This is a genomic window from Bacillus norwichensis (genome assembly GCF_014836955.1).
Classification (GTDB): Bacteria; Bacillota; Bacilli; order Bacillales; family Bacillaceae_C; genus Siminovitchia; species Siminovitchia norwichensis.
Genome location: NZ_JACSPV010000029.1, coordinates 1 through 26,571, shown reverse-complemented (window position 1 = coordinate 26,571; position 26,571 = coordinate 1). Strand labels below are relative to the sequence as shown.

Here is a 26,571-nt window from a genome sequence, read left to right as displayed (position 1 = left end):
GCAAGCGAAGCGACAAGGTGTCGCGTTCTGAGCCAGCCGACGTACAGGGATGTACTAGTGTAAGCGAAGCGACAGGATGTCGCGTCCTGAGCCTGCAAGTGCCCAGCCTCGCAAGGATCAAGCCATTTCCCAGTGGTGACTGAGGAACTTACTTATCCAAATTCGCTTTGGGCTTGTCGCTTAAGGCAACGCGCCTTTTGCTTTTCTTATAATTCTTACGATAGGAGAGTCTGTTTTCATGCAGCAAGAGGATTGTATTATTGTAGGCGGAGGACCATGTGGTTTGTCTGCGGCTATTTCATTGCAGCAAATAGGCAAAAATCCTTTAATTATTGAAAAAGGGAATATAGTAAATGCTGTCTATCGCTATCCGACCCACCAAACTTTTTTTAGCACTAGTGAAAAGCTGGAAATAGGTGATGTTCCGTTTTTGACAGTAAACCGGAAGCCGAAACGGAATGAAGCCCTTACCTATTACCGGGAAGTGGTTAGAAGAAAAGATTTAAGAATCAACAGATTTGAGACGGTTCAATCTGTTAAAAAGCAAGATGGCTTTTTTAAGGTTACTACAGATCGCAACGCTTATGAAGCCCGTTATGTGATCATTGCAACAGGGTATTATGATAACCCAAATCTAATGGGAATAAAGGGAGAAAGCCTCGATAAAGTTTCTCATTACTTCAAGGAAGCGCACCCTTATTTTGACACAGATGTGGCTGTCATTGGTGGGAAAAACTCTGCGATTGATGCGGCTCTTGAACTTCAAAAATCAGGAGCAAGAGTTACGGTTCTATATCGTGGAAGTGAATATTCATCGAGTATAAAGCCATGGGTGCTTCCAGATTTTGAAGCTTTAGCAAGAAATGGCGGGATTACAATGCTGTTCAATGCAGAAGTCGAAGAAATCACGGAAAACAGCGTCATCTACGTTACAGAACAGGGGAAAGAAGAGATTCCTAATGACTTTGTATTTGCCATGACCGGCTATCATCCGGATCACTCGTTTATAAAAGCTATGGGCGTACAAATAGATGAATTGACGGGAAGGCCGGCGTTTAATCCTGAAACAATGGAAACGAACATCCCTGATTTATTTATTGCTGGCGTCATCGCAGCGGGTAACAATGCCAATGAGATATTTATTGAAAATGGACGCTTTCATGGCAGTCAGATTGCGGATACCATCAGAAATAGAGAAGCTGCCCCTGCATCATCTCGACAGTCTAACTGACCGGGATGCTCTTTATATTCCAGTTGTGACTGGAATGGTTTGGAGCGCGCCGAGCCCTTTTTGGGCGATGGTGCGCTCCAACTCTCTTATAACGGCTCCAACTCTCTTATAACGGCTCCAACTCTCTTATAACGGCTCCAACTCTCTTATAACGGCTCCAACCTTCCAATTACTGGCCTAGTGAAACACTAGAAAATCAATTAGAGAAATATTGGTCATTCAATACTTCTAGGTTATCCGTATGCGTTAGGGCGGCGAGCAGTTTCAGGCGTGCTTTTGGCCCGTTCAGCCCTTTGCAAAAAATGACACCCAGTTTCTTCAGTTCTCCCCCGCCTCCTGGATAGCTATAAGTGTCCTGTACAACTCCCTTAAAGCATCTGGAGACAAGGACAACCGGGATGTTTTCAGAAAGAAGTTTTTCAATTCCTTCAGCTACAGCAGGAGGTAGGTTGCCCTGGCCCAGCGCTTCGATTACAATTCCATCATATTTCAATTCACGGTATGCGTTTAAAATAGAGGCGTCCATTCCTGCATACGCTTTAATTAGACCGACTTTCTTTGTGAGTTCTTTTATTTTTATTTTTTGTTGTTGAAGGGGAGCGTAATGGAAATGAATCGCCTTATTTGTGATTGTTCCTATTGGCCCGGTTGTGACACTATGGAAAGCAGCGGCGTTCGTAGTATGTATTTTCGTCACTTCGCGTGCAGTATGTATTTCATCATTGAAAACGACAAGCAAGCCCTTGCCTTTGGAATCTTCATGGGTAGCTGTGCGAATAGCGGCCATAAAGTTATATAATCCGTCTGATCCAACTTCATTGCTAGAGCGCATGGCGCCAGTCATGATGACTGGTATGTCCGTTTCAAGAGTCAGGTCAAGGAAAAAAGCTGTTTCTTCCATTGTATCTGTTCCGTGAGTAATAACGACACCTTCAATCCCTCCGTTTGCACATTCTGACTCTATCACGGATTTGAGTGTAATCATATCGCCTATTGTGATGTGAGGAGAGGGCTTATGTAAAGGTTCCTTAACAGTCAGGTTTGCCAATTTATGTAGTTCCTCTGTTGCTTTTGTTAAAGGATTGGTTGCCCCGATATTGACTGTGTCATTTTCGGAATCTATTTCCATAGAGATGGTCCCACCTGTATGGATAACAAGTATATGTTTCATTTTCTCAACTCCCATATAAAATTACTTCAATGCATGTTCAAACTCTATTTTCCATGATACGATGTAAGAAATGAAAAAGAAAGAGGGCTGTGTATGCTGGTGGTAGTTTCAGCTGGTGTTGCCCCGGGATTGGCGCTGTTAAGCTATTTTTATTTAAGGGATCAATATGACCAAGAGCCCATATTAACGGTGTTCAAAACATTTTTAATGGGTGCCGTTATTACTTTTCCAATAATGTTTGTTCAATATATTTTGTCTACAGAAGAGATTATTCAAGGCAGCTTTCTGTCAGCATTTCTATCAGCGGCCCTTTTTGAGGAATTTTTCAAATGGTTTGTACTTTTCTTTGCCATTTATCAGCATGACGAGTTTGATGAACCATTCGACGGAATTGTATATGGGGCAAGTATTTCCCTCGGTTTTGCTTCCGTTGAGAATATTTTATACCTGACTGCGAATGGAGTATCTTTTGCACTTGGCCGTGCTTTGTTGCCTGTATCTAGCCATGCCTTGTTTGGTGTTATCATGGGATATTATCTTGGTAAGGCGAAGTTCCAGTCGAACAGAACTCAAAAACGATGGCTTGTCTATTCTTTTTTTGTGCCTTTCTTGCTACATGGTTTATATGACTTTATTCTACTTTCTGAGAAAAATTGGCTTTATTATATCCTACCGTTTATGCTGTTTTTATGGTGGCTTGGCTTAAGGAAAGTCAAACATGCTCATCTGCTTACGAAAAAGCATTATGGTAATAAAATACAGGAAAAGAACGCATCAGTCTGATTTGGACAGATGCGTTCTTTTTAGCTTGAAAGTTGAATGGCCTTTATTGTATTTGTCCTAAGTGTAGTTTTTTTGAATCAAATTGAATAAAAAGGCTCCGAATCCAAATACTATCGGCATGAAATTATTTTATGGAGGGTGTACAGCATGAAGTATGCCGCATGGGGCAAAATAATAGTTGTTGTTTTATTGTGTGCTGTCGCAGTAACAGCCTCTCCGGGAGTAAAGCCAGAGGCGTTCACCAACCAAGTCATACAGCAAGGTGCGGTTGGTGATGATGTAATCGAACTCCAGGCAAGGCTTCAATACCTCGGATATTATCATGGAAAAATAGATGGGGTTTTCGGTTGGGGTACGTACTGGGCACTCAGGAATTTTCAGAATAATTTTGGCCTTAAAGTAGATGGTCTTGCTGGGGAAAATACAAAAGCAAAATTAGTAAAAGCATCAAAATATGATAAACAATATGTGAAGGAGCAGGTGAACAAGGGAAAAAAATTCACCTATTATGGAGGTAAGGGACAAGAAAGTGGAGGAGCAGCTCCAAAGCCTACAACGCCCACTGCAGTCAATACGCCTGCGGGCTTTTCACAAAATGATATCCAGCTCATGGCGAATGCTGTTTATGGAGAGTCAAGGGGTGAATCATATGAGGGACAGGTTGCAGTAGCTGCAGTCATTCTAAACAGAGTGAATAGCCCTTCTTTTCCTAATACCGTTTCCGGCGTTATCTTTGAGCCTGGTGCATTTACGGCTGTAGCCGACGGTCAAATTTGGTTGACACCAAACGAAACAGCCAAAAGCGCGGTTTTAGATGCTATAAACGGATGGGATCCTTCGGGCAACGCCCTTTACTATTTTAATCCGGATACTGCCACAAGTGCATGGATTTGGTCAAGGCCACAAATTAAAAAAATCGGTAAACATATTTTCTGTAGTTGAGGAGGTGGAAAGGTTTGATCAGAAATATACTATTAATTGTTCTGGCAGTTGCTGTAATCGGGGCAGGGGCTTGGGGTTACCAAGAGCACCAGGAAAAAAATACGATTTTGATAAATGCCGAAAATAACTACCAACGGGCATTTCATGACTTGAGCTATCATATGGACTTGCTGCATGAAAAGCTCGGCGGGACAATCGCGATGAACTCCAGCTCATCTTTATCTCCCGCTTTGGCAGATGTATGGCGGATTACATCCGACGCTCGCAGTCAGGTGGGACAGCTGCCTCTTACTTTACTTCCTTTTAATAAAACGGAAGAATTTCTTTCCAATATCGGTACGTTCAGCTACAGGACAGCTGTTCGAAACCTGGATAATGAACCGCTTTCAAAAGATGAGCAGAAGACTTTGAAAAACTTATACAAACAAAGTGAAGAAATAAGGAATGAGCTTAGAAAAGTCCAACACCTCACTTTAAAAAATAATCTTCGTTGGATGGATGTTGAGCTCGCACTCGCATCAGGTAAGGAAGCTACTGATAACGTAATTATTGATGGATTTAAAACAGTTGAAAAGCATGCAACAGGTTATGATGAAAAAAACCTTCAAAATCCATCAATCGTCAGTTTTCAAAAGCGTGATGAAAATTATAAGAATTTAAAGGGAGAAAAAATTTCGAAAAAAGAAGCGGTTGCCCTGGCCCAAAAATATAGCGGGATCAATCAGCCGAAAAAGGTAGAAGTCACTGAAAGCAGAAAAGGCTCCGCTTATGGTTTTTACAATGTCGTACTAGCTAATAACAGAGGTCATGAAGCAACAATGGACGTCACAAAGAAAGGCGGTTATCCAATCTGGTTTATTGATTCGAGAGAAGTGAATAAACCGCAGGTGAGCCTAAATGAGGCCATGAACAAAGCTAATGATTTCCTTAAAAGACATGATTATAAGGATCTTGAAATGTCCGAAAGTACACAGTATAATTCCGTCGGTCTGTTTACATATGTAACGAGCCAAGACGGAGTCAGAATTTACCCGGAGTCGATCAAAGTGAAAGTAGCACTTGATAATGGACAAATCATTGGGTTTGCAGCAGACGATTATTTGAAGGGCGGTCAAAAAAGAAAATTGCCTAAACCGAGTCTGACTTTGGAAGAAGCGCGTTCTAAATTAAACCCTAATTTAAAAGTACTAGAAGACAGACAAGCGGTGATTGTAAACGATCTGGGAAAAGAAGTGCTTTGCTATGAGTTTTTAGGTACAATGGACCATAATGATACGTATCGAATGTATATTAATGCCGAAAGCGGTATTGAAGAAAAAGTTGACAAATTGAAAAATGCTGAACCTATTTATGAAGATTTACTATAAAAAAGCAGCCTAGTCAGGCTGCTTTTTTATAGTGGAAAACGCTCACAGATGATGTATAATAAAGTCATTGGAATGAACAGGAAGTGTATGAATATGTTGTCAATTGGAATGGATTTGACTATTGAGACAGACAATAATGGGGTTGTAAAAAGGTACAAGAGTAAGGTCGCCGATTTGTATGAAGAGAAGGTGTGTATTTACTATCCTTTGGGTGCGACAGACAGCAAACCGGCATTTTTATCTATTGGCACTAAAGTAGTGGTAGAATTCGCCTGTGATAGTACTAGTTCCTTTTCTTTTGAGTCAAAAGTCACAGGTGTGCAAAAAAGCACCGTCCTTTTGGTTGAGCTTGCACTGCCGGAAGAAGGGGTTTTCAATAAAGTGCAGCGTCGCGAATATGTCAGAGTAAATGCAACGGTTCCGGTCGCGCTTGATTTTCCGAGTTCAGACTTAAAGTTTACCTCAGTCTCCAGTGATATAAGCGCCGGGGGGTGCGCAGTGGTTTTGCCGCCTGAAGTCAATATTCAGCCAGCGGAAGTGGGGACGATTGAATTTTCCATTCAAATAGCTCCAGGAGAACAGCTACCATTAGCTTTTTTATGCGAAGTAATTCGAACATTCCCAAAAAATGAATTGACTCTTATTTCTCTAAAATATGTTGATCCTCCCCATGCCGATCAACAGCTGCTTACTCGATTTTGTTTTGAGAGGCAGCTTTCTGATCGAAAAAAAAGGCTACATCCCTAGGAAAGCCAATTAATCAGTCTTTTCTGGACATACGTATAAAGCAGAATAAGATTCTCGTTTTTGAAACATACTAAGAAAAAAACGAGGAACGGGAAATGTTTGAAAGAATTCTTTATAAGCTAATTATTTTTCACCTTTTAATCTTATTTATTGTCCAAGGCTTTTTAAACCACACTCCTCTTATAAAAAGCTTGAATAATATTTATTCATATGAGGGTGTGGGTGTAGATGTGGAGGAAAATAAGCTGGATGTTTTTGATCAAAAGTGAAGGCAAGTATTCCTGTCTTCACTTTTGTTTAATTGTTAAATAAGTGCTATAGTCTGTTGCTAATTATGGTAAAATAAGTGTTGGTATATAAACAGACAAGCAGGTGAAAAGTTTGACAAAGAAAATTAGTATTGCCATTGACGGTCCGGCAGCAGCCGGCAAAAGTACTGTGGCGAAAATAGTCGCAGAAAAACTCTCATACATATACATTGACACAGGTGCCATGTATAGGGCAGTTACCTATAAGGCTTTGGTGGAAGGGACGGATCTCCATGATTCAGAGTCTCTTTCTCATCTACTTAAAGGAACTACGATAGAGCTTGTCCAAGAAAGCGGCCTCCAGACAGTTTTTCTGGATGGGGAGGATGTCACCAAAGAGATTCGTAATTCAAATGTGACCAACAATGTTTCTACTGTCGCTGCACATGGGGCAATACGTGAAGAGATGGTTTACCGGCAGCGGGAGCTGGGAAAAAGAGGCGGAGTGGTAATGGATGGAAGAGATATCGGGACAAAAGTATTGCCGGATTCCGAGCTGAAAGTTTTTCTGCTGGCAAGTGTTGATATACGTGCGGAGCGTCGCCACAAAGAGAATATAGAAAAAGGCTATCCATCAGATTTAGCGCAATTAAAAGAAGAAATCATGCTTCGTGATAAAATTGATACTGAACGGGAGGTATCCCCGCTGGTAAAAGCGGAAGATGCTGTTGAGATTGATACATCAACGCTATCTATCGAAGAAGTGGTCGCACGTATCATTGCTTTGGCAAAAGAAAGGATCGAACGGTCGTGACATTTTATCATTTTGCGAGAGCAGTGGTTAAGGGTTTATTGAGCCCCTTTTACAGAATTGAAGTGAAAGGGCTGGAAAATTTTCCGGAATCAGACGGGGTCCTTTTATGTACGAACCATATATCCAATCTTGATCCGCCCGTTGTAGGTATTACGTGCCCCCGTCCTGTTTCTTTTATGGCTAAAGAAGAGCTGTTTCGGGTTCCTATTCTGAAATCTATCTTGCCAAATGTTAAAGCCTTTCCCGTAAAAAGAGGGATGAGTGATAGAGGAGCTTTAAGGACAGGGCTGGCTCTATTAAAAGAGGGAGAAGTCTTGGGGCTTTTTCCAGAAGGGACACGCAGCAAGACAGGAGAGATTGGCAAGGGACTAGCAGGAGCAGGTTTCTTCGCATTGAGATCCGATGCAAAAATTATACCTTGCGCAATCATAGGTCCCTATAAGACTTTTGGTAAATTAAGAGTCGTATATGGTAAGCCGATAGATTTTTCCGAATTAAAGAAGGAAAAGGTTTCGGTCGAGGCTGCAACTGAAATTATAATGAATGAAATAAAAAAATTAACCGAGACGCATTAGAGTTAACGTGTATTGCTTGACAAAGCACTTTATTTATAAGAAGTTAATAAGAAGATGATTTTATAAAATGTGAGGGTTTTTTCATTTCTTTCTTTATGAATCGGAGAGAAATGAATTCTTGCACGATTTCATTAGCTGGATAGGAGGAGTAAACAGTGTCAGAGGATATGAATAATATTGAAGTGGAAACATTTACTGAAGGTGACAAAGTAACAGGAACCGTTACAAAAATCGAAGAAAAGCAAGTACTTGTAGACATTGAAAACAGTAAGTTGAATGGAATTATTCCAATAAGCGAACTTTCCAGTCTCCATGTGGAAAAAGCATCAGATGTAGTTTCTGAAGGAGACCAACTTGATTTAATCGTGACTAAAGTGGAGGAAGATCTCCTTGTTCTTTCCAAAAGAAAAGTAGATGCTGAAAATGCATGGGAAACTTTGGAAAAGCGTTTCGAAAATAATGAAGTATTCGAAGCAGAAGTAAATGAGGTAGTTAAAGGCGGCCTTGTTGTAGACTTAGGTGTACGTGGATTTGTACCTGCTTCTTTAGTGGAAGACTATTATGTCGAGGATTTCAGCGGCTACCAAGGAAAAACGCTCGCTTTTAAAATTGTTGAGCTTGATAAAGAAAAGAACCGCCTAATCCTTTCACACCGTGCGGTTGTTGAAGAAGAAAAAGAAAAGGAAAAACAAGGTCTGCTTGAGAAATTGGAAGTCGGTCAAACGATGAAAGGAACCGTTCAAAGAATTACTGATTTCGGTGCATTTGTTGATATCGGTGGAGTCGATGGGTTGGTTCATATTTCTCAGTTGGCGCATCATCATGTAGAGAAGCCTTCGGACGTAGTAAGTGAAGGTGACGAAGTGGAAGTCAAAGTTCTTTCTGTGGATAGAGACAACGAAAGAATTTCTCTCTCCATCAAAGAAACGCTTCCTGGACCATGGGCGGATATTGCCGACAAAGCTCCCAGGGGTGCGGTTCTGGAAGGAACTGTAAAGAGACTTGTATCTTTTGGTGCATTCGTGGAGGTCTTCTCTGGAGTAGAAGGACTTGTCCATATCTCTCAAATCTCTCATAGACATATCGGAACTCCGCATGAAGTTCTGCAGGAGGGCCAGACTGTAAAGGTTAAAGTACTTGATACGAACGAGCAAGAGCAGCGCATGTCCCTTAGTATGAAAGAGCTTGAAGAGGATAATACACAGCAAGAATATGAAGCTCCAGAAGAAACAAAAGGGTTCCAGCTCAGCGATATGATTGGTGACAAATTGAAAGACTTTAATAAAGAATAAAAATGCAGACCTTCCGTTTTTTTAGCGGAAGGTTATTTTCTTGTCAGTGTTATGGACCCCATATCTGTTCTTCTGCTGGCTTCCAGTCTGAAAAAGTTAGTTTACCTTTGGTTTAAGTATGGCGTTTTGTATGATTAAACCTCCATATTCTTTCCCATAATGGAAGAAATGGAGGTGATTTTTATGCCTGGAATCATATTTTTATTTTTAGCATGGGGTGCTTGGATCACTGCGACGTTTATTTTGGATAAAAAAAAGACTTTCCGTTTCCCTATTGCAATGGTGGCATTAATGTTGATCATATTGCATTCTAAATCAATTACAATTTATTCTATTCAGATAGGAGCAGCTTCTTTTCCTCTTATTTTTTCAGCTTATTTGCTTGTGTGCCAAGGAACATGGTTAAAAAAGATTTATTTATTTTTTTCTGTTATGATCATCATGCTTGGATATGTAGGTTTTTATCTCCTTGAACTTTACGATCCAGTGTGGGTGCTGGTTGACCGAAAAATTTTACTTACCGTCGGCTTGCTAGTGTTTGGATGGATGTTATATCCCACTTCCTTTATTTATCGATGTGCTGCCATTGTGATTGGGTCTTTGCAGGCAGAAGTGTTTTTATCGGTATTTTTTTTAAAATGGCGGATGCCTTATCTAATCGGCTCAAATGATTATTTAGATATCATTGCTCTAACTGTTTCGACGCTTTTGACAGTACATGCGGCGAGAAGACTTCTGTTAGGATTCAAAAAAGCTGTTAAAGATGGTTTTAAAGAGAAAAAGCAAATGGTTCATTAATTGCGCATTATTTAGTTAGAATGATCATTTATTGTCGGTGTTTCGACATTTTCATTTTTGAGATGGCGCATGATAAAACACTGTGATACGATGAAAAAGGACTATTGTGGAATGGTATGCTTGGTTTATACCGGCATGAAATGATAAATAATTTGTTTGAAGTGAGTGATGAGAATGGCTTTACCGACAGTGGCTATTGTCGGCAGACCAAACGTTGGAAAATCAACAATTTTCAACAGGATTGTCGGCGAAAGAGTCTCAATTGTGGAAGATGAACCTGGTGTGACAAGAGACAGAATATACGGAACGGGAGAATGGCTGACCAATCAGTTCCATCTCATTGATACTGGTGGAATTGATATTGGTGACGCTCCTTTTTTAGAAGAGATTCGTCAGCAGGCTGAAATTGCGATTGAGGAAGCAGATGTTATTATTTTTATTGTTAATGGACGCGAAGGTGTAACGACCGCCGACGAAGAAGTCGGTAAGATTTTATTCCGGTCAAAGAAGCCGGTTGTATTAGCTGTAAACAAGGTGGACAATCCAGAAATGAGAGCAGATATTTATGAATTTTACTCATTGGGTTTTGGAGAACCATTTCCGATTTCAGGTTCCCACGGTCTGGGCCTTGGTGACATGCTAGATGAAGTAGTGAACAAATTTCCTGAAAATAAGGGTGAACCGTATGAAGACGAGGTTGTGAAGTTTTGCCTGATTGGCAGGCCGAATGTTGGGAAATCTTCATTGGTGAATGCTCTACTTGGAGAGGAAAGGGTGATTGTCAGCTCGATTGCAGGGACAACCAGAGATGCGATTGATTCCTCATATCGATATGATGGCCAAGATTACGTTATTATTGATACGGCTGGAATGAGAAAAAAAGGGAAGGTCTACGAAAAAACTGAAAAATACAGTGTGTTAAGAGCTTTGAAGGCGATCGAGCGTTCCGATGTAGTCCTGGTTGTTCTGGATGGAGAAGAAGGGATACGTGAACAGGACAAGAGAATTGCGGGTTATGCTCATGATGCTGGAAGAGCTATTATTATTGTCGTCAATAAATGGGACGCAGTGGAAAAAGATGATAAAACGATGCGGAAATTTGAGCAGGATATCAGGGACCAGTTTCAATTCCTTGATTATGCACCAATCGTCTTTTTATCAGCAAAAACACGCCAGCGTCTCGGTACATTGCTTCCAGTCATTCAAACGGTAAGCGAAAACCATTCGATGAGGATGCAGTCCAGTATATTGAACGAAGTGATTTTGGACGCCGTATCAATGAATCCTGCTCCGTCGGATAAAGGGCGGAAGCTCAAAGTCTATTATGCTACTCAGGTTGCGGTAAAACCACCTGCCTTTGTTGTGTTTGTAAATGATCCAGAACTCATGCATTTTTCATATGAGAGATTTCTTCAAAATACGATTAGGCAAGCTTTCCCTTTTGAAGGAACGCCATTAAAAATCATTGCGCGAAAGAGAAAATAATCAAGAAACGGGTGAAATTTATGGCAAAAGATAAAAAGAAAATTGCCGTCATTGGTGCGGGGAGTTGGGGAACGGCATTGGCCCTTGTACTGGCAGATAACGGACATCAGGTGAATTTGTGGATGCGCTCCAAAGAACAGCAGGCGGAAATAAATGAACGCAAGACAAACCAAAAATATTTGCCTGGAATTTCTCTCCCGGACAATATTACCGGTTTCCATTCCTTGTCTGAGGCGCTTGAAGATGTTGAGACATCTGTTATTGCAGTGCCTACCAAAGCGATTAGAGAAACAATGGAGAGTATTGTCAAAATCATAAAAGCGCCGATGGTGTTTGTTCATGTAAGCAAAGGGGTTGAACCAGACTCACTGAAAAGAATTTCGGAAATGATTGAAGAAGAAGTCCCGCAGGACCTGTTAAATGCTGTGGTCGCTTTATCAGGTCCAAGCCATGCAGAAGAAGTGAGTCTGCGTCATCCGACAACCGTAGCTGTTTCTTCGAAAGATATGGTTGCTGCGGAAAACATTCAAGATTTATTTATGAATCAGCATTTTCGCGTTTACACAAACCCTGATTTGCTTGGCGTGGAAATTGGCGGAGCGTTAAAAAACATTATTGCTCTTGCGGCCGGGATTTCAGATGGTCTCGGATACGGTGATAATGCCAAAGCCGCATTGATCACACGGGGACTTGCTGAAATTTCACGGCTCGGCACGAAAATGGGGGCTAACCCGCTGACATTTTCTGGTTTGGCCGGTATTGGGGACTTGATCGTTACGTGTACAAGCGTACATTCAAGAAACTGGAAAGCTGGTAACATGCTTGGCAAAGGGCAGAACCTTGATGAAGTACTAGAAAGCATGGGAATGGTCGTAGAAGGGGTTCGTACAACGAAAGCGGCTCACCAGTTGGCTGAAAAATATGAAACGAATATGCCAATTACAGAAGCGTTGTACAATGTTTTATTTAAAGATGTGGATCCAAAGGAAGCTGTTGATCAATTGATGCAGAGAATCAAGAAAAATGAGATGGAGGAACTGGTGGATATCTTAAGTGAACAAATGGAACAAAAATGATCAACTAGGCATACGATGATGCGTTATTTATAATAAATCATATGCTATTAGAGAGAACATTCGCATAACCGGGGGACAGGGTTTCAATGTCTTTATTTTATTTTTTTGAAGCAAAAACAATTGCTTCATTTTTTTATGAGCAGGTTATTGCAGGGAATATGCTATAATAATTTCGACTGTTTACTCGGTGATGGAGGGGAAAAAATGTCTTTATCAATGCAAAAAATGTGGATTTCCATAGTGGCAATGGGGTTGTTGGCTCTTGCGATGCTGATTATTTACATAAGCCGATTCAAATTGAACAATGGTTTTTTTAAAGTTATTACAGCTTTTGTTGCTTGGGCATTTATGATCGTAGGCGGGCTCCTCATGCTTTTTGTTGTTTTGACAGGGCCGACAGGCTGAGAAACAGCTGTCGCATATTAGATGGATAAGGAGTGAGCCAATCATTGAAAAAATGGATGGCAGGATTTTGTTTACTATTGATTGCAATGCTTTTAAGTGGGTGCTTTTACCCTCAGGATCGTAAAGCGGAGAATAACATACCATACGAAGAACAAATCGACACTGTTCAACGATCTGTTGAAAAGTTTCAAGAAGACACGGGTGGATTGCTTCCGATAAAAACAAAAGAGGCGGACACGCCTATTTATCAAAAATATCCCATAGAATTTAAAAAGCTGATCCCTCAATATTTGGAGACACATCCCGGAAATGCCTATGAGAGCGGCGGGGTTTTTCAATATGTCTTAATAGATGTGGAAACCAATCCAACAGTGAAAGTTTTTGATGTAAGACTGGCTGAAAAAGTAAATGAGTTTTACATGCGAATCCGGTCGCAGGGCTATCCGCCTTTTAAAGAAGAGGTTGCCGATAATGTATATTCTCTTGATCAGAAAAAATTGGGATATAAAGAGGAGCAATATTACACGTCACCTTATACAAATAATAATTTGCCGTTTGTGATTAACGGAAAAGGCGAAATTTATGTTGATTATATTTCTGATCTCTATCAGGTTTTGAAAGATGAAAAGAAAGATTTTTCACCTGGTGAAGATATTAGAAAGATACTATATAAGGATTCTCCGATTGTACCTGCTTTTTCAATGCCTTATACAGTCGATGAAAACAATGAACCTGTTTATATGGGGAAATAGTCATAATCCTTCTTCTGCAAAATATACTGTGGAAGAAGGATTTTTATTATTGAAGTTATATTTGATTAGGACAACATCATACAAATATATTGACTTGATGATATACGGGCATGGGATCATGTTGTCCCTTGAACTTAAAGTTAGGAGGGAATCTCTTGGAAAAGGTAGATATTTTTAAAGATATCGCAGAAAGAACGGGCGGGGATATTTATCTGGGGGTCGTTGGGGCCGTCCGGACTGGAAAATCCACGTTCATTAAAAAATTTATGGAACTTGCCGTTTTGCCTAATATAAAAAGCGAAGCAGACAGGGCAAGGGCGCAGGATGAATTGCCTCAAAGTGCAGCCGGGAAAACCATTATGACAACTGAACCGAAATTTGTTCCGAATCAAGCAGTATCAGTCCAAGTGGATAACGGCTTGGAAGTGAATGTTCGTTTGGTGGACTGTGTAGGGTATACTGTTCCCGGAGCCAAAGGATATGAGGATGAAAATGGGCCGCGAATGATCCGCACACCGTGGTACGAAGAAGAAATCTCCTTCCACGAGGCAGCGGAAATTGGAACGCGTAAAGTAATCCAGGAGCACTCAGTGCTCGGAATTGTAATCACAACCGATGGTACGATTGGGGAAATACCAAGGAATGACTATATTGAGGCAGAAGAAAGAGTTGTTGCTGAACTTAATGAAGTGGGAAAGCCGTATATTATGATTCTGAATTCGTCTAGGCCGCATCATCCTGAAACCGAAGGCTTACGCGTCGAATTGGCAGAGAAGTATGATATTCCAGTATTAAGTATGTCGGTGGAAAATATGAGGGAACAGGATGTCCTAAACGTGTTAAGGGAAGCACTCTATGAATTCCCTGTACTTGAAGTAAATGTAAACCTTCCGAGCTGGGTAATGGTCTTAAAAGAAAATCACTGGCTTCGGATGGATTATCAGGAGGCTGTGAAGGAAACAGTCAAAGATATAAAAAGACTGAGAGATGTTGATTTGGTGGTTCAAAACTTCAATGATTTTGAATACATTGAAAGTGCTGGTTTGGCCGGAGTTGATATGGGGCAGGGGATTGCTGAAATAGATTTGTTTGCGCCAGATGAACTGTACGATCAAGTCTTAACAGAAATCGTAGGCACAGAAGTTAAAGGTAGAGATCATTTGCTAGAAATGATGCAGGAATTTGCCGATGCTAAAAGAGAATATGATCAAATTTCCGATGCGCTAGTCATGGTGAAACAGACAGGTTATGGCATTGCAGCTCCTTCCTTAGAAGATATGAGCTTGGATGAACCGGAAATCATCAGGCAGGGGGCCCGGTTCGGGGTAAGGTTAAAAGCTGTTGCTCCTTCCATCCATATGATTAAGGTTGATGTTGAGTCTGAATTCGCGCCAATTATTGGAACTGAAAAGCAAAGTGAAGAACTGGTCCGGTATTTGATGCAGGACTTTGAAGACGATCCCCTTTCCATTTGGAATTCCGATATATTTGGCCGGAGTTTAAGCTCTTTAGTCAGGGAAGGTATCCAGGCAAAGCTTGCTATGATGCCTGAAAATGCACGATATAAACTTAAAGAAACCTTAGAAAGAATCATTAATGAAGGATCTGGAGGCCTAATCGCTATTATCTTGTAAGGACAGTCCATGAAAACTATCAGGTTTTTTCAGAAAAACGAATATATATATAGAAAAAGACGCCGAAATGACAGTAATTCGGTGTCTTTTCAATTATTCCGCGATTTATTCTTGCTATCACTATTTGATTATGATAATCTTTTAAGCAGAAATGCTCCTAGAGCGTTGATTCAAAAGCATTTCTTACGATTTCTAGCATAAAGATGTTTAGAAATCTAAAAAATTGATTACACATGTAATAGAGGTAGTAGTAAAGGTAATTATTCCTTTTGGAGGAGGTGAACATAATGAACAAAACTGACTTGATCAATGCCGTAGCGGAAGCAGCTGAGCTATCTAAAAAAGATGCTACAAAAGCTGTTGAGGCTGTATTCCAATCCATTCAAGACTCACTTTCAAGTGGCGACAAAGTTTCTTTGATCGGATTTGGTAACTTTGAAGTTCGTGAGCGTGCTGCCCGTAAAGGCCGTAACCCTCAAACAGGTGAAGAAATTGATATCGCAGCAAGCAAAGTGCCTGCTTTCAAACCAGGTAAGGCTCTTAAAGACGCTGTGAAATAATTACATACATTGTTTGAGTGTTTAAAAAGGAATTGCCAAGTGGCGATTCCTTTTTATTTATCCATCATATGTGTTAATATTGCTCTATTAGTGTTTTACTATTGCGGGAGGATTTTAATATGGGTAATATTGATCGGAAGAAAATCGAAGAAGCGGTTCGAATGATTTTGGATGCAATTGGAGAAAATCCAGAAAGAGAGGGTTTGCTCGATACACCGAAGCGTGTCGCTAAAATGTATGAGGAAATTTTTTCAGGAATCAACACTGATCCGGAACAATATTTTGAAACGATCTTCGGAGAGGATCACGAGGAATTAGTTCTTGTGAAAGATATTCCTTTCTACTCATTATGTGAACACCACCTTGTTCCCTTTTTCGGCAAGGCACATGTCGCTTATATACCAAGGAACGGTCGGGTAACCGGATTGAGCAAGCTGGCCCGTGCCGTAGAAGCAGTGGCGCGACGTCCGCAGCTTCAGGAGCGGATTACTTCTACAGTAGCGGATGCGGTCATGAAGAAACTGGAGCCACATGGAGTCATGGTCATCATTGAGGCCGAACATATGTGCATGACGATGCGCGGTGTGAAAAAGCCGGGATCCAAAACTGTTACGTCCGCTGTTCGGGGAATCTTCCTGAAGGACAGCCAATCCCGCAATGAAGTTTTGACATTGATTAAGCAATGAGTTTTGGGGTGAAAATTAATGAAGAGCTCAAACAATCAAACTGACTTTGTAGTAATTAAAGCACTTGAAAACGGAGTAAACGTGATGGGGCTGACGAGGGGAACAGACACACGCTTTCATCATGCGGAAAAGCTTGATCAAGGAGAAGTGCTCATTGCCCAATTCACCGACCATACCTCTGCTATAAAGGTTAGAGGAAATGCAAAAATTTTCACTGCTTACGGAGAAGTGGATAGTGAAAAAAGTAATTAAAATGTCCAAAAAGAAGAGAGAGTAGAATGAGACTTTTTTAGATACTGGTCTTTTTAAGCTCTGAAACAAAACTGTAAGGCAGTTGAGCTGTTGTGAATAATGTTCAAAGCGGCAGCTAAAGGTATGAGCAGTTTATGAAATGTCTTTAAAACGGCACATTTTATAGCCGGTGTAGATACGTGCTATATGCTTTTGTTATGCTATAATGAATAGAATTAAATTGGGAATTAAAATGCAAAGAAATGGGGATTACGGAAATGGCTCTATGTTTGTATGAACAAAAGACGGACTCGATAAAGAAAATGATAGAAAGTAAAATGTATCATCATTTTCTTTTTGAACATATCGAATCTCCGGAAATAGACGAAGACCGTATCCTTATGCTGTTAATAGCCATGGAAGAAACACGGATCCCCGTTGAAAGATACGAACAACAAGTTATTTCTGCTATGCTTGTTCAGATTGCGCTTGATATACATGATAAGGTAGCTCACCAGCAGAAAACACTTACGGAAAGACAGTTATCTGTTCTGGCAGGAGATTATTTCAGTGGTTTATATTATCAAACCCTCGCTGAAATTGAAGACTCGGATTTGATCAGAACTCTCGCTAACGCGATCAAACTGATCAACGAACATAAAATATCCATCTATAGGCTGGAAGCAGCTAATTTGGATTCGTTTATGGCAGGTTTCAAACAAATTGTAATAACTGTTATTGATAAATTTTGCCGACATTTCAAAACAACTCGGCATATTCATCTTTTTGTAGAGCATTTATACTTGAAAAAACTGCTTGCAGAGATGGAGAGTTTTAACAGTGGCCACTATTCAATACTTTTTGAAGGCCTTAAACACTTCTCTTTGCCTCAAAAAAAATCTATCCCTCTATCTAATTTGTCCCAGCGCGACCTACATGCCTTAAAAGAGATTTGCTCAAGTTATATAGCTCAGAGCAAAACAGTGCTATTGGAAGAATCGTTACGGGTTTCGGGCCTGCCGGACATTTTCCTGGGTCGCATAAAGGAATTGACTAATAATTATAAGCGTTTAGCAACATAAACAGTCGGAGGTAGGTCACGAAAAATGCAGTCTAAAGAAGAACGCGTACATAATGTATTTGAAAACATACACAAAAATTACGACAGGATGAATTCAATTATCAGTTTTCAGCAGCATAAAAAGTGGCGACGGATTACGATGGAAAAAATGAATGTTCAAAAAGGAAGCAGTGCCCTTGATGTTTGCTGCGGAACCGGTGATTGGACTGTTGCGCTTGCGGAGAGTGCAGGAAAAGATGGACGTGTGGTCGGTCTTGATTTCAGTAAGAACATGCTTGTGGTTGCCGAAGAAAAGATGGAAGAAAAAGGCTTGGAACAAGTGACTTTAATTCAAGGTAATGCGATGGAGCTTCCGTTTGATGATGACACCTTTGATTATGTAACTATTGGATTTGGACTTCGCAATGTTCCTGATTACATGCAGGTGCTACAAGAAATGTATCGTGTGACAAAACCTGGCGGAATGGCTGTTTGTCTGGAAACCTCTCAACCAACCCTTCCGGTATTCAGGCAGGTTTATTATGCCTATTTCCGTTTTCTTATGCCGCTGTTCGGCAAGGTCTTTGCCAAAAGCTATAAAGAATATTCGTGGCTGCAAGAGTCGGCGCGAGATTTTCCGGGGATGGATGAGCTAGCTCAAATGTTCTGGCGTGCCGGCTTTGTGGATGTTATTTATAAACCTTTCAGCGGAGGAGCTGCAGCAGCACATATCGGCGTAAAGCAGAAATTAGATTAACTGGGTGGAAATTTTATGAAACTGACTTGGCTTTATAGGAATTTTAAATCTGATTTAGACTTAATTGAAAAAGAGCTTGAAGAAGCTGTTTCTTCAAATTCTCAATTGGTGCAGAATGCATCTCTCAAGCTGCTTAAAGCAGGAGGCAAGCGAATACGCCCAGTATTTGTCTTATTGTCTGCAAAATTTGGAGACTATCGCATTGAAACAGTCAAAAATGTAGCAATGGCTCTTGAGTTGATTCATATGGCATCGCTTGTTCATGATGATATCATCGATGATGCAAACATGAGAAGAGGTCTGCCGACTATTAATTATATATGGGATGATCGCGCGGCCATGTATACTGGAGATTATATATTGGCTAGATCGTTGGAATATATGACCGACATTCCAAATCCGCTCTTACATAAGAAACTATCCAAGGCCATTGTAGAGGTTTGTATTGGAGAAATTGAACAGATAAAAGATAAATACCAATTTGATCAGTCTTTACGAAATTATTTAAGAAGAATCAAGAGAAAGACGGCTCTTCTGATTGCAGTTAGCTGTGAGCTGGGCGCGGTTGCAGGAGACACAGATGAATCCATTTACCGCCGACTCTATAGATTCGGGTATTTTATTGGCATGTCTTACCAGATAACCGATGATATTTTAGATTTCACTTCCAGCGAGGAGGAATTGGGTAAGCCCGCTGGTGACGACTTGCGTCAGGGAAATGTGACACTTCCAGCTTTATACGCAATGTGCGATCCTCATGCTAAAGTGGAAATTGAAAAAGTAACTCATGAAACCAGTAAAGAAGAAATGAGTCGTATTATTAAGCTGATCAAAGATACAGGAGCTATTGAGCAATCTCGCGAGCTTAGTAAAAGATATCTTGACAAAGCCCTTGATATTTTAGCTGAGCTTCCTGAAAGCAAGGCTAAAAGGCCTCTGAAGGAAATTGCTCATTATATTGGCAAAAGAAGATATTGAGCTGTTTTTCAATATTTGCCAGCTGATAAAAAAAATGATATTATCTTTCTTGAGTTTTAAGGAAAAAGATACAGATATTATGGCAGGAGTGACATTCATGGAGAAAACATTTTTAATGGTTAAACCCGACGGGGTTCAAAGAGAATTGATTGGTGAGATTGTTTCACGTTTTGAAAAGAAAGGCTTTCAGCTAATTGGAGCAAAATTGATGAACATCTCAAACGAATTAGCTGCCGAGCATTACGGTGAACATAAAGAGCGTCCTTTCTTTGGTGAATTAGTAGAATTCATTACTTCCGGACCAGTCTTTGCAATGGTATGGCAAGGTGAAAATGTCATTGCGACAGCTCGCCAAATGATGGGAGCTACAAATCCGGCTGATGCGGCTCCTGGTACAATCCGTGGAGATTTTGGCGTAACAGTTGGCAAAAATATTATTCACGGATCTGATTCTCCTGAAAGTGCGAAAAGAGAAATTGGTCTGTTCTTCAATGAAAGTGAACTGATCGAGTATTCTAAACTCAGCAATAACTGGATTTATTAATTTTCACTCCACCTGCTTCGTGGCAGGTGGTTTTTTATTCTTTCAAATTTTGTCGGAAAGTCGTAAAATAGAATGAATAACGAGGTGATCTGAATGGAAATTGCAGTTCAAACAGCATCAAAAAGCTATCCAATCTATATAAAACCAAATGGTTTAGATGAGCTTCCAAAAGTGATTCAAAAAAATAATTTTACAAACCTTTTGATCATTACAGATGAAACAGTCGGTCGTCTTCATTTGGACAAACTCCGTTCAGCATTGCCTGACACTGTGGATCATTCAGTCTACACAGTTCCATCTGGAGAGAAAGCAAAACAAATGTCCGTCTATGAATCATGCCAGACTTTCGCTCTTAAACAAGGGCTTGACCGAAGGTCATGTATCATAGCTTTTGGTGGCGGTGCAGTGGGTGATCTTGCCGGGTTTGTTGCTGCGACTTATATGCGGGGCATTTCATTTATTCAGGTTCCGACAACGATCTTGGCGCACGACAGTGCGGTCGGAGGAAAGACTGCCATTAACCATCCTCTTGGTAAAAATATGATCGGAGCTTTTCATCAGCCTGAAGCTGTCATTTATCATACAGATTTTATTAAGACCCTTCCTGATCATGAAATACGATCCGGTTTTGCCGAAGCAGTAAAACATGCGTTGATTGCCGATTCCGATCTATTAAATTTGCTCATGAACGAAATACAAAATCTGCATGAAATGAATGACGAACAACTAACGCATGTGCTGCAAAGAGGAATGGAAATAAAAGCAAACATTGTTTCGATAGATGAAAAAGAGAATGGACTTCGAGCTGTCCTCAACTTAGGCCATACGCTGGGACATGTTATAGAATCCTCTCTTGGATATGGAAAAACCACCCACGGTGAGGCAGTCATGGTAGGAATCGTTTTTGCCCTGCATGTGAGTAAGGAAGTGCTTGGGCTGTCTTTCGCTATCGAACGTTTTGAAGAATGGGTGAAAGGCCTTGGTTATAAATTGGAGATTCCGCAGGATCTTTCTTTTGAAGAAGCCTATACGGGCATGCAACGGGATAAAAAGACAATTGCCAAGCGTCCGCGCTTTGTTTTACTGGAAGCTATAGGAAAACCAGTACTAAAAGAAGTGGAAGAAGATGTGCTTGAACAAGTATTTGACTCAATGAACAACTATATTAAAAAATAAAACTTAATTGTTTTTCATTATTTTCAACTATAAAAAAGAGGATATTTCATATTTGTTGTAGAAATATTATTAAACATTCACTTTCTCTGAAAGGATTATTTGAATGAATGATGCCGAATTAGTGCTCAAATATATTGAATTGCAGGATCTGTCAAAGGCAAAAGAAGTTTTTAATAAAGTAAAGAAATCCGGTTCTCCGGAAGAAAAATTTTACCTTGCGGAACAGTTGGCCCAATATGGATTCCTGGAAGAAGCGAAGGAACTATATGAAGCATTGCTTGAAGAGTTTCCCGAAGAAAATGAGTTAAGGATATTATTGGCCGAGTTACTGATTGACCTGGGAAAAGATGAGGAAGCCTATCCATATTTGGAGACGGTTGATCCAACTGATCCAAACTATGCAGCGGCGTTGCTTTTGGAAGCTGATTTATATCAAATGCAGGGGTTATATGAAGTCAGTGAGCAAAAGCTTCTCAAAGCAAAGGAAATGTACAGTCAAGAGCCTGTGATTGATTTTGCGCTGGCAGAACTATATATGTCGCTGGGACGTTTTCTTGAAGCAGTCACATCTTATCAAAGACTGTTGAAAGCTGGAGAAGAAACGGTAGGCGGCAATGATATAAATGCAAGGCTGGCAGAGGCACTGAGTGCTGGAGGTGCTTTTGAGGAATCTATTCCTTATTATGAGAAGTCGCTGGAAAATTATAAAGATTTAAATGTCCTCTTCGGCTATGGTTTGACATCTTTTCAGGCAGGGCTATACAAGAAGGCGAAAAATGCTTTTGAAGAATTAAAAACGCTGGATCATGAATATCACGCCCTTTATCTATACCTGGCAAAATCTCATGATCAGCTGGGTGATCTAGACAAGGCAATCGAAACAGCAGAACATGGTTTGGCAGCAGATGAATATAATGCTGAATTATACATTTACCTTGCTGGTTTGTTAATGAAAGCCGGCAGAGGGGAAAAAGCGGAAGATGCTCTTCATCAGGCGCTTGCCCTGGATCCCGAGTCAACAAAAGCGGCTAGTCTTCTCAACAAACTCTTGTTGCACCAGGAAAGATATGAAGATGTATTGGAAGTCTTATCGAATATCAAAGATACAGATGATTCTCAGCTTCATTGGGATGCTGCTTTTAGTTACCAGCGGGTAGAAAATTATTCAGAGGCATTAAATGAATACAAGCTTGCATATAATGAACTTAAAAACAACGCTGATTTTCTAAAGGACTATGGATTTTTTCTAATGGAAGAAGGAATGAGGAGCGAGGCGGCAGCTGTGTTCAGGCGTTTAAGCTCATTGGATCCTTCGAATGAAGAATGGCATGCAATTATTGATCGACTTGAGGAGTAGCCGTAGAATAAAAATCGCAGAGGAGGGATTATAATGGCCACCCCTGTATCTGTCAACGAGAAAAAAGATTTTATTCGCTGGTTTTTAAATAGGTATCAATTAAAAAGAAGGGAATCTGTCTGGATTCTGAACTATTTAATGAGTCATGATCAGTTAATGGAAAAAGTCCACTTTGTTGAGGAAGCGCAATTCTGCCCAAGAGGTTTGATCATGTCTACTCATTGTACAAAGGAGGTCCCATTCCGTTTTTACAAAGATAATATCATGACGACAGACGCGGAAAAATCGTTTCATGATATCCGTTTGAACAGGGATGAGGACATTTATATCCAGATCAATTTTCGCGCATCCAATACAAGCCACCAATACGCCGCGGTATTGGAAGAAAATCCATTCGTGAAGAAAACCGTTTTTATAAGTGAACAAGATAAATCGATCGCGGAACAATTTTTAAAAGAAAGCCTGAGAAAATACCAGGAAAACAAACTGTTGAAAGCAATTGACGAAGCGCTTGACCAATATGATCAACAGAGCTTTAATGAATTGTCCCTAAGACTGAAAGAACTAAGAGACCAGCAATAAATCCTCCGGTGTGACTGGAGGATTTATTGTGTTTTAAAAGAAAAGCGGAAGCGCTCGTATAGCGACGTACAGACTGGACGCATCGTGACGAGATAAAGGAAACACGGCGAGGCCAGAGGCGAGCCGATGTTGACTTATCGTAGGAAGGAAGAGGAAGTCTGCTAGTCGCTGAGCGCTGGAGCTGGACAATAAGAAAAGCGGAAGCGCTCGTATAGCGACGTACAGACTGACGCATCCGGACGAGATAAAGAAAACATGGAGAAGCAGAGACAAGCATAAGGAAAATTCCGTAGGGGTCGTTCCTCATCAACCATTGTGGTTAGACTCTAGAAAATCATACATGCTTAGATGAAGAGGTATGAACTTTTGAAAATGCTCTCCAAACTCAAAAGCTCTTAGCTTTTTTTTGTTTCGTATTTTTAATTCTGTTAGAATGGTAAGCAGTTATAAAGAGCATACTAGGAGTGTTGAAAATGCAATGGAAGACAAATGATATTGAGGTCTATTTGGAGGAGAAGGAATATATTGACACAGCGGTTGTTCCGCTCATTCCGATTTCCCTTGGTCGTAGCATAAAGCAATCGGTTGAGCAAGGAGAATTCATACAGCTGTTGTCTTTGCACCTTGAAAGGCAGTTCAAAGGCAGGATGCTTTTTTTACCGGCGTGTACATATCTCAGTGATCACGAGGAGAGTAAGAAATTCGGAGATCTGCTTGAATGGGAGAAAATGATTAAAGACAGCGGGTTCAAATTTGTCTTTTTCCTGACATCTGACCAAATTTGGCGAAGTATGGAACAACTTGCACCTGAATCTTTATTGTTCATCCCATCTATACCGCTAAATAATATGGATGATCAATATAAGCAATCTATCATGGAAGACCAAGTTAAACAATTGATGAAAGAGATTGTTAAGGGGTGGCAGTCATCCTATTAAATCGCCACATAGTTGACACGTATTGGAATGGTATATTATTGACCTTCCAGTTGTATTGATATATCATAATTATGTCCCAGTTTGTAAATGTGCGCAATAATTTGTCCGATGGACTTACCTTACTGACAGAGGGGGGAAAAGGATGAGCAAGAATCCTGTAACAAGACGCCAATTTCTCAGCTATACGCTGACGGGGGTGGGCGGATTCATGGCGGCTGGAATGCTGATGCCGATGGTTCGGTTTGCAGTGGATCCTGTTTTATCAGCGAAAGCTAGCGGTGATTTTAAAATGACTGACCAAAAGATTGCTGACATTACTGAAGAGCCTGTTCGAGTAGACTTTAGCTATGAACAGAAAGATGCCTGGTACACTTCCGACGTTACACAAACAGCTTGGGTTTATAAAAACAAGGAAGGCGAAATAGTAGCACTTTCTCCAATTTGTAAACATTTAGGCTGTACGGTTAACTGGGCGGGAAATGAAGATCACCCAGATATGTTCTTCTGTCCATGCCACCACGGTCTTTATTCAAAAGACGGTAACAACATTCCGGGAACACCGCCAAGGGGGCCTCTTGACGCTTATCCGGTTAAGGAAAAAGACGGCTTTTTAATGTTGGGTAATCCAGTAGAAAACCCATTTGTAAGAAAGAAGTAAAGGAGGCGTAATCATTGCTGAACAGAATGTACGACTGGATTGATGAGCGTTTGGATATTACGCCGATATGGAGAGACATTGCAGACCATGAGGTGCCTGAGCATGTTAATCCGGCACATCATTTTTCTGCGTTTGTTTACTGTTTTGGCGGGTTAACATTTTTTGTTACAGTTATCCAAATTTTATCAGGAATGTTTTTGACGATGTATTATGTTCCTGATATCAAAAACGCATGGGAATCCGTTTATTATCTTCAAAACGAAGTGGCTTTCGGCCAAATCGTTCGCGGGATGCATCACTGGGGAGCCAGTGTTGTTATCGTTATGATGTTTTTACATACACTGCGAGTGTTTTTCCAAGGAGCATATAAAAAGCCTCGTGAACTTAACTGGGTTGTCGGAGTCCTTATCTTTTTTGTCATGTTAGCCCTTGGACTGACAGGCTACTTGCTTCCATGGGATATGAAAGCTCTATTTGCAACAAAGGTTACATTGGATATCGTCGAATCACTTCCATTCATTGGTGTTCCTATGAAAACTTTACTAGCAGGAGATCCAACCATTGTTGGGGCTCAAACATTGACTCGTTTCTTTGCGATTCATGTTTTCTTCCTACCTGCTGCGTTGCTTGCTTTAATGGGAGTTCACTTTGTGTTAATCAGAAGACAAGGGATTTCTGGTCCACTATAAAAACTGGCCCATTATTGCAGATTTAATTAATCGATGTATTAAGGAGGGGACATTGTGAAACGAGGAAAAGGAATGAAGTTTGTCGGCGACTCCCGTATTCCAGCGGAAAAGATGCCGAACACTCCTAAAGATTATTCCGAATACCCGGGTAAAACCGAAGCGTTCTGGCCTGACTTCCTGTTAAAGGAGTGGATGGTAGGGGCTGTTTTCCTGATTGGTTTCTTATGTTTGACTGCTGCCCATCCGGCACCACTTGAACGTATTGCTGACCCGACGGATGCTGGTTATATCCCAATGCCTGACTGGTACTTCTTGTTTCTTTATCAATTAATCAAATACCAATTTGCTTCTGGTCCATTCAACATCATTGGTGTTGCAATTATTCCTGGCCTTGCATTCGGTGGCCTGCTGCTTGCACCATTCTTGGATCGTAGTCCAGAACGCCGTGCCTCAAAGCGCCCATTTGCTACAGGGTTTATGCTATTAGGTATCGCTGCAGTTTTTTATCTGACATGGGAATCTGTGGTAACTCATGACTGGGCTGCTGCTGAACAACAAGGTAAAATTGTAGAGGGAACAGATGTAGAAATTGATCAGGATTCTGAAGGCTACCAGGTTTATGCAGGCCAAAGCTGTATTAACTGTCATGGTGAAAACCTTGAAGGCGGTCCTGCTGCCCCAGCTTTAGTTGATTTAGATCTCTCTGCAGATGAGATTAAAGATATTGCTCATAATGGTACTGGAACGATGCCAGCAGATCAGTATCAAGGGTCTGATGAAGATCTAGACAAGCTAGCGGAATTTATCGCTTCATTGAAATCTGAGGAATAATACGTAAAATCAGACGCAACGGCGTCATATGTGAACGAATATAGAATTTAAATAAAAGCCGGCAGCGTGCCGGCTTTTATGTTTTCGGGCTCTATACTAAATGTTGGGGTTACCACACAATTTGCACAAAAAAACACACGCAAACATCCAATTCTTTTATACTTGAATTGTCTAGAAACAAGCAAAGATTGGAGTTGCGTGCAA

30 protein-coding genes are annotated in these 26,571 nt (G+C 40.7%); 29 read left to right on the top strand and 1 reads right to left on the bottom strand.

What is annotated here, in order from left to right; all coding sequences use genetic code 11:
- Positions 1-238 precede the first annotated feature (238 nt).
- Positions 239-1,231: a YpdA family putative bacillithiol disulfide reductase gene (locus H9631_RS15015; RefSeq protein WP_191814184.1), complete on the top strand. Its 993-nt coding sequence runs from the start codon at positions 239-241 to the stop codon at positions 1,229-1,231.
- 196 nt (positions 1,232-1,427) lie between these two features.
- Here H9631_RS15015 and H9631_RS15010 read toward each other — a convergent pair whose 3' ends face one another.
- On the bottom strand, positions 1,428-2,402 hold the full coding sequence (locus tag H9631_RS15010; RefSeq protein ID WP_191814182.1) for an asparaginase: 975 nt from the start codon (positions 2,400-2,402) through the stop codon (positions 1,428-1,430).
- A 93-nt stretch (positions 2,403-2,495) separates the two neighbouring features.
- Here H9631_RS15010 and prsW point away from each other — a divergent pair, with 93 nt between their 5' ends.
- From prsW to H9631_RS14870, 28 genes are all read left to right on the top strand, one after another.
- A complete protein-coding gene (gene prsW, locus H9631_RS15005) occupies positions 2,496-3,185 on the top strand; it encodes a glutamic-type intramembrane protease PrsW (protein ID WP_191814181.1) in 690 nt (229 codons plus the stop codon).
- 147 nt (positions 3,186-3,332) lie between these two features.
- Entirely contained in the window at positions 3,333-4,127 is a 795-nt protein-coding gene (gene sleB / locus H9631_RS15000; protein WP_191814179.1) for a spore cortex-lytic enzyme, read from the top strand.
- Positions 4,128-4,141: 14 nt separating this feature from the next.
- Positions 4,142-5,494 carry a germination protein YpeB gene (ypeB, locus tag H9631_RS14995; protein WP_191814178.1) on the top strand — a complete coding sequence of 451 codons (1,353 nt, stop codon included), beginning with the start codon at positions 4,142-4,144 and terminating at the stop codon, positions 5,492-5,494.
- 93 nt (positions 5,495-5,587) lie between these two features.
- Positions 5,588-6,241, top strand: a complete 654-nt coding sequence (locus tag H9631_RS14990; protein ID WP_191814176.1) for a flagellar brake protein — start codon at positions 5,588-5,590, stop codon at positions 6,239-6,241.
- Positions 6,242-6,336: 95 nt separating this feature from the next.
- Entirely contained in the window at positions 6,337-6,510 is a 174-nt protein-coding gene (locus H9631_RS14985; RefSeq protein WP_191814174.1) for a DUF5359 family protein, read from the top strand.
- A 112-nt stretch (positions 6,511-6,622) separates the two neighbouring features.
- Positions 6,623-7,303, top strand: coding sequence for a (d)CMP kinase (gene cmk / locus H9631_RS14980; RefSeq protein ID WP_191814172.1), 681 nt, complete (start codon positions 6,623-6,625; stop codon positions 7,301-7,303).
- Complete coding sequence (locus H9631_RS14975; RefSeq protein WP_191814170.1) at positions 7,300-7,878, top strand: lysophospholipid acyltransferase family protein; 579 nt, start codon at positions 7,300-7,302, stop codon at positions 7,876-7,878. The genes cmk and H9631_RS14975 overlap by 4 nt, the downstream gene beginning before the upstream one ends.
- 155 nt (positions 7,879-8,033) lie before the next feature.
- Positions 8,034-9,170 carry a 30S ribosomal protein S1 gene (rpsA, locus tag H9631_RS14970; protein ID WP_191814168.1) on the top strand — a complete coding sequence of 379 codons (1,137 nt, stop codon included), beginning with the start codon at positions 8,034-8,036 and terminating at the stop codon, positions 9,168-9,170.
- 183 nt (positions 9,171-9,353) lie between these two features.
- Positions 9,354-9,968 (top strand): YphA family membrane protein, encoded by a 615-nt coding sequence (locus H9631_RS14965; RefSeq protein WP_191814166.1) that lies wholly within the window; start codon positions 9,354-9,356, stop codon positions 9,966-9,968.
- Positions 9,969-10,142: 174 nt separating this feature from the next.
- Entirely contained in the window at positions 10,143-11,453 is a 1,311-nt protein-coding gene (gene der / locus H9631_RS14960) for a ribosome biogenesis GTPase Der (RefSeq protein WP_191814163.1), read from the top strand.
- Between the two features lie 20 nt (positions 11,454-11,473).
- A complete protein-coding gene (locus tag H9631_RS14955; protein WP_191814161.1) occupies positions 11,474-12,529 on the top strand; it encodes an NAD(P)H-dependent glycerol-3-phosphate dehydrogenase in 1,056 nt (351 codons plus the stop codon).
- Positions 12,530-12,733: 204 nt separating this feature from the next.
- On the top strand, positions 12,734-12,934 hold the full coding sequence (locus H9631_RS14950; protein ID WP_191814159.1) for a DUF2768 domain-containing protein: 201 nt from the start codon (positions 12,734-12,736) through the stop codon (positions 12,932-12,934).
- Between the two features lie 44 nt (positions 12,935-12,978).
- Positions 12,979-13,686 carry a hypothetical protein gene (locus H9631_RS14945; protein ID WP_225221070.1) on the top strand — a complete coding sequence of 236 codons (708 nt, stop codon included), beginning with the start codon at positions 12,979-12,981 and terminating at the stop codon, positions 13,684-13,686.
- 155 nt (positions 13,687-13,841) lie between these two features.
- Complete coding sequence (gene spoIVA, locus H9631_RS14940; RefSeq protein WP_191814157.1) at positions 13,842-15,320, top strand: stage IV sporulation protein A; 1,479 nt, start codon at positions 13,842-13,844, stop codon at positions 15,318-15,320.
- Positions 15,321-15,607: 287 nt separating this feature from the next.
- A complete protein-coding gene (locus tag H9631_RS14935; protein WP_191814155.1) occupies positions 15,608-15,880 on the top strand; it encodes an HU family DNA-binding protein in 273 nt (90 codons plus the stop codon).
- Positions 15,881-15,999: 119 nt separating this feature from the next.
- The gene (folE, locus tag H9631_RS14930; RefSeq protein WP_191814153.1) at positions 16,000-16,566 is read left to right on the top strand and encodes a GTP cyclohydrolase I FolE; all 567 of its coding nucleotides are present in this window, start codon (positions 16,000-16,002) and stop codon (positions 16,564-16,566) included.
- An 18-nt stretch (positions 16,567-16,584) separates the two neighbouring features.
- Positions 16,585-16,818 (top strand): trp RNA-binding attenuation protein MtrB, encoded by a 234-nt coding sequence (mtrB, locus tag H9631_RS14925; RefSeq protein ID WP_120117390.1) that lies wholly within the window; start codon positions 16,585-16,587, stop codon positions 16,816-16,818.
- A gap of 302 nt (positions 16,819-17,120) precedes the next feature.
- Positions 17,121-17,879, top strand: a complete 759-nt coding sequence (locus H9631_RS14920) for a heptaprenyl diphosphate synthase component 1 (protein ID WP_191814152.1) — start codon at positions 17,121-17,123, stop codon at positions 17,877-17,879.
- Positions 17,880-17,903: 24 nt separating this feature from the next.
- Positions 17,904-18,614 carry a demethylmenaquinone methyltransferase gene (gene menG / locus H9631_RS14915; protein ID WP_191814150.1) on the top strand — a complete coding sequence of 237 codons (711 nt, stop codon included), beginning with the start codon at positions 17,904-17,906 and terminating at the stop codon, positions 18,612-18,614.
- Between the two features lie 15 nt (positions 18,615-18,629).
- On the top strand, positions 18,630-19,592 hold the full coding sequence (gene hepT, locus H9631_RS14910; protein ID WP_191814148.1) for a heptaprenyl diphosphate synthase component II: 963 nt from the start codon (positions 18,630-18,632) through the stop codon (positions 19,590-19,592).
- Positions 19,593-19,689: 97 nt separating this feature from the next.
- Positions 19,690-20,136 carry a nucleoside-diphosphate kinase gene (gene ndk, locus H9631_RS14905; protein ID WP_191814146.1) on the top strand — a complete coding sequence of 149 codons (447 nt, stop codon included), beginning with the start codon at positions 19,690-19,692 and terminating at the stop codon, positions 20,134-20,136.
- 93 nt (positions 20,137-20,229) lie between these two features.
- Complete coding sequence (aroB, locus tag H9631_RS14900) at positions 20,230-21,312, top strand: 3-dehydroquinate synthase (RefSeq protein WP_191814144.1); 1,083 nt, start codon at positions 20,230-20,232, stop codon at positions 21,310-21,312.
- Between the two features lie 103 nt (positions 21,313-21,415).
- Positions 21,416-22,669 (top strand): tetratricopeptide repeat protein, encoded by a 1,254-nt coding sequence (locus H9631_RS14895; protein ID WP_191814142.1) that lies wholly within the window; start codon positions 21,416-21,418, stop codon positions 22,667-22,669.
- Positions 22,670-22,702: 33 nt separating this feature from the next.
- Positions 22,703-23,251, top strand: a complete 549-nt coding sequence (locus H9631_RS14890) for a ReoY family proteolytic degradation factor (protein WP_191814140.1) — start codon at positions 22,703-22,705, stop codon at positions 23,249-23,251.
- A 473-nt stretch (positions 23,252-23,724) separates the two neighbouring features.
- Complete coding sequence (locus H9631_RS14885) at positions 23,725-24,189, top strand: YpiF family protein (RefSeq protein ID WP_191814139.1); 465 nt, start codon at positions 23,725-23,727, stop codon at positions 24,187-24,189.
- A 142-nt stretch (positions 24,190-24,331) separates the two neighbouring features.
- Positions 24,332-24,847, top strand: coding sequence for a QcrA and Rieske domain-containing protein (locus tag H9631_RS14880; RefSeq protein ID WP_191814137.1), 516 nt, complete (start codon positions 24,332-24,334; stop codon positions 24,845-24,847).
- Positions 24,848-24,861: 14 nt separating this feature from the next.
- Positions 24,862-25,536, top strand: coding sequence for a menaquinol-cytochrome c reductase cytochrome b subunit (gene qcrB / locus H9631_RS14875; RefSeq protein ID WP_120117399.1), 675 nt, complete (start codon positions 24,862-24,864; stop codon positions 25,534-25,536).
- A gap of 54 nt (positions 25,537-25,590) precedes the next feature.
- Entirely contained in the window at positions 25,591-26,367 is a 777-nt protein-coding gene (locus tag H9631_RS14870; protein WP_191814135.1) for a menaquinol-cytochrome c reductase cytochrome b/c subunit, read from the top strand.
- Positions 26,368-26,571 lie beyond the last annotated feature (204 nt).

What these genes read in the sequence shown, in the direction of transcription:
- H9631_RS15015 (WP_191814184.1), top strand. Translation starts at nt 239, where the DNA reads ATGCAGCAAGAGGATTGTATTATTGTAGGCGGAGGACCATGTGGTTTG.
- H9631_RS15010 (WP_191814182.1), bottom strand. Translation starts at nt 2,402, where the DNA reads ATGAAACATATACTTGTTATCCATACAGGTGGGACCATCTCTATGGAA.
- prsW (WP_191814181.1), top strand. Translation starts at nt 2,496, where the DNA reads ATGCTGGTGGTAGTTTCAGCTGGTGTTGCCCCGGGATTGGCGCTGTTA.
- sleB (WP_191814179.1), top strand. Translation starts at nt 3,333, where the DNA reads ATGAAGTATGCCGCATGGGGCAAAATAATAGTTGTTGTTTTATTGTGT.
- H9631_RS14990 (WP_191814176.1), top strand. Translation starts at nt 5,588, where the DNA reads ATGTTGTCAATTGGAATGGATTTGACTATTGAGACAGACAATAATGGG.
- H9631_RS14985 (WP_191814174.1), top strand. Translation starts at nt 6,337, where the DNA reads ATGTTTGAAAGAATTCTTTATAAGCTAATTATTTTTCACCTTTTAATC.
- H9631_RS14965 (WP_191814166.1), top strand. Translation starts at nt 9,354, where the DNA reads ATGCCTGGAATCATATTTTTATTTTTAGCATGGGGTGCTTGGATCACT.
- der (WP_191814163.1), top strand. Translation starts at nt 10,143, where the DNA reads ATGGCTTTACCGACAGTGGCTATTGTCGGCAGACCAAACGTTGGAAAA.
- H9631_RS14955 (WP_191814161.1), top strand. Translation starts at nt 11,474, where the DNA reads ATGGCAAAAGATAAAAAGAAAATTGCCGTCATTGGTGCGGGGAGTTGG.
- H9631_RS14950 (WP_191814159.1), top strand. Translation starts at nt 12,734, where the DNA reads ATGTCTTTATCAATGCAAAAAATGTGGATTTCCATAGTGGCAATGGGG.
- H9631_RS14935 (WP_191814155.1), top strand. Translation starts at nt 15,608, where the DNA reads ATGAACAAAACTGACTTGATCAATGCCGTAGCGGAAGCAGCTGAGCTA.
- folE (WP_191814153.1), top strand. Translation starts at nt 16,000, where the DNA reads ATGGGTAATATTGATCGGAAGAAAATCGAAGAAGCGGTTCGAATGATT.
- mtrB (WP_120117390.1), top strand. Translation starts at nt 16,585, where the DNA reads ATGAAGAGCTCAAACAATCAAACTGACTTTGTAGTAATTAAAGCACTT.
- H9631_RS14920 (WP_191814152.1), top strand. Translation starts at nt 17,121, where the DNA reads ATGATAGAAAGTAAAATGTATCATCATTTTCTTTTTGAACATATCGAA.
- menG (WP_191814150.1), top strand. Translation starts at nt 17,904, where the DNA reads ATGCAGTCTAAAGAAGAACGCGTACATAATGTATTTGAAAACATACAC.
- hepT (WP_191814148.1), top strand. Translation starts at nt 18,630, where the DNA reads ATGAAACTGACTTGGCTTTATAGGAATTTTAAATCTGATTTAGACTTA.
- ndk (WP_191814146.1), top strand. Translation starts at nt 19,690, where the DNA reads ATGGAGAAAACATTTTTAATGGTTAAACCCGACGGGGTTCAAAGAGAA.
- aroB (WP_191814144.1), top strand. Translation starts at nt 20,230, where the DNA reads ATGGAAATTGCAGTTCAAACAGCATCAAAAAGCTATCCAATCTATATA.
- H9631_RS14895 (WP_191814142.1), top strand. Translation starts at nt 21,416, where the DNA reads ATGAATGATGCCGAATTAGTGCTCAAATATATTGAATTGCAGGATCTG.
- H9631_RS14890 (WP_191814140.1), top strand. Translation starts at nt 22,703, where the DNA reads ATGGCCACCCCTGTATCTGTCAACGAGAAAAAAGATTTTATTCGCTGG.
- H9631_RS14885 (WP_191814139.1), top strand. Translation starts at nt 23,725, where the DNA reads ATGCAATGGAAGACAAATGATATTGAGGTCTATTTGGAGGAGAAGGAA.
- H9631_RS14880 (WP_191814137.1), top strand. Translation starts at nt 24,332, where the DNA reads ATGAGCAAGAATCCTGTAACAAGACGCCAATTTCTCAGCTATACGCTG.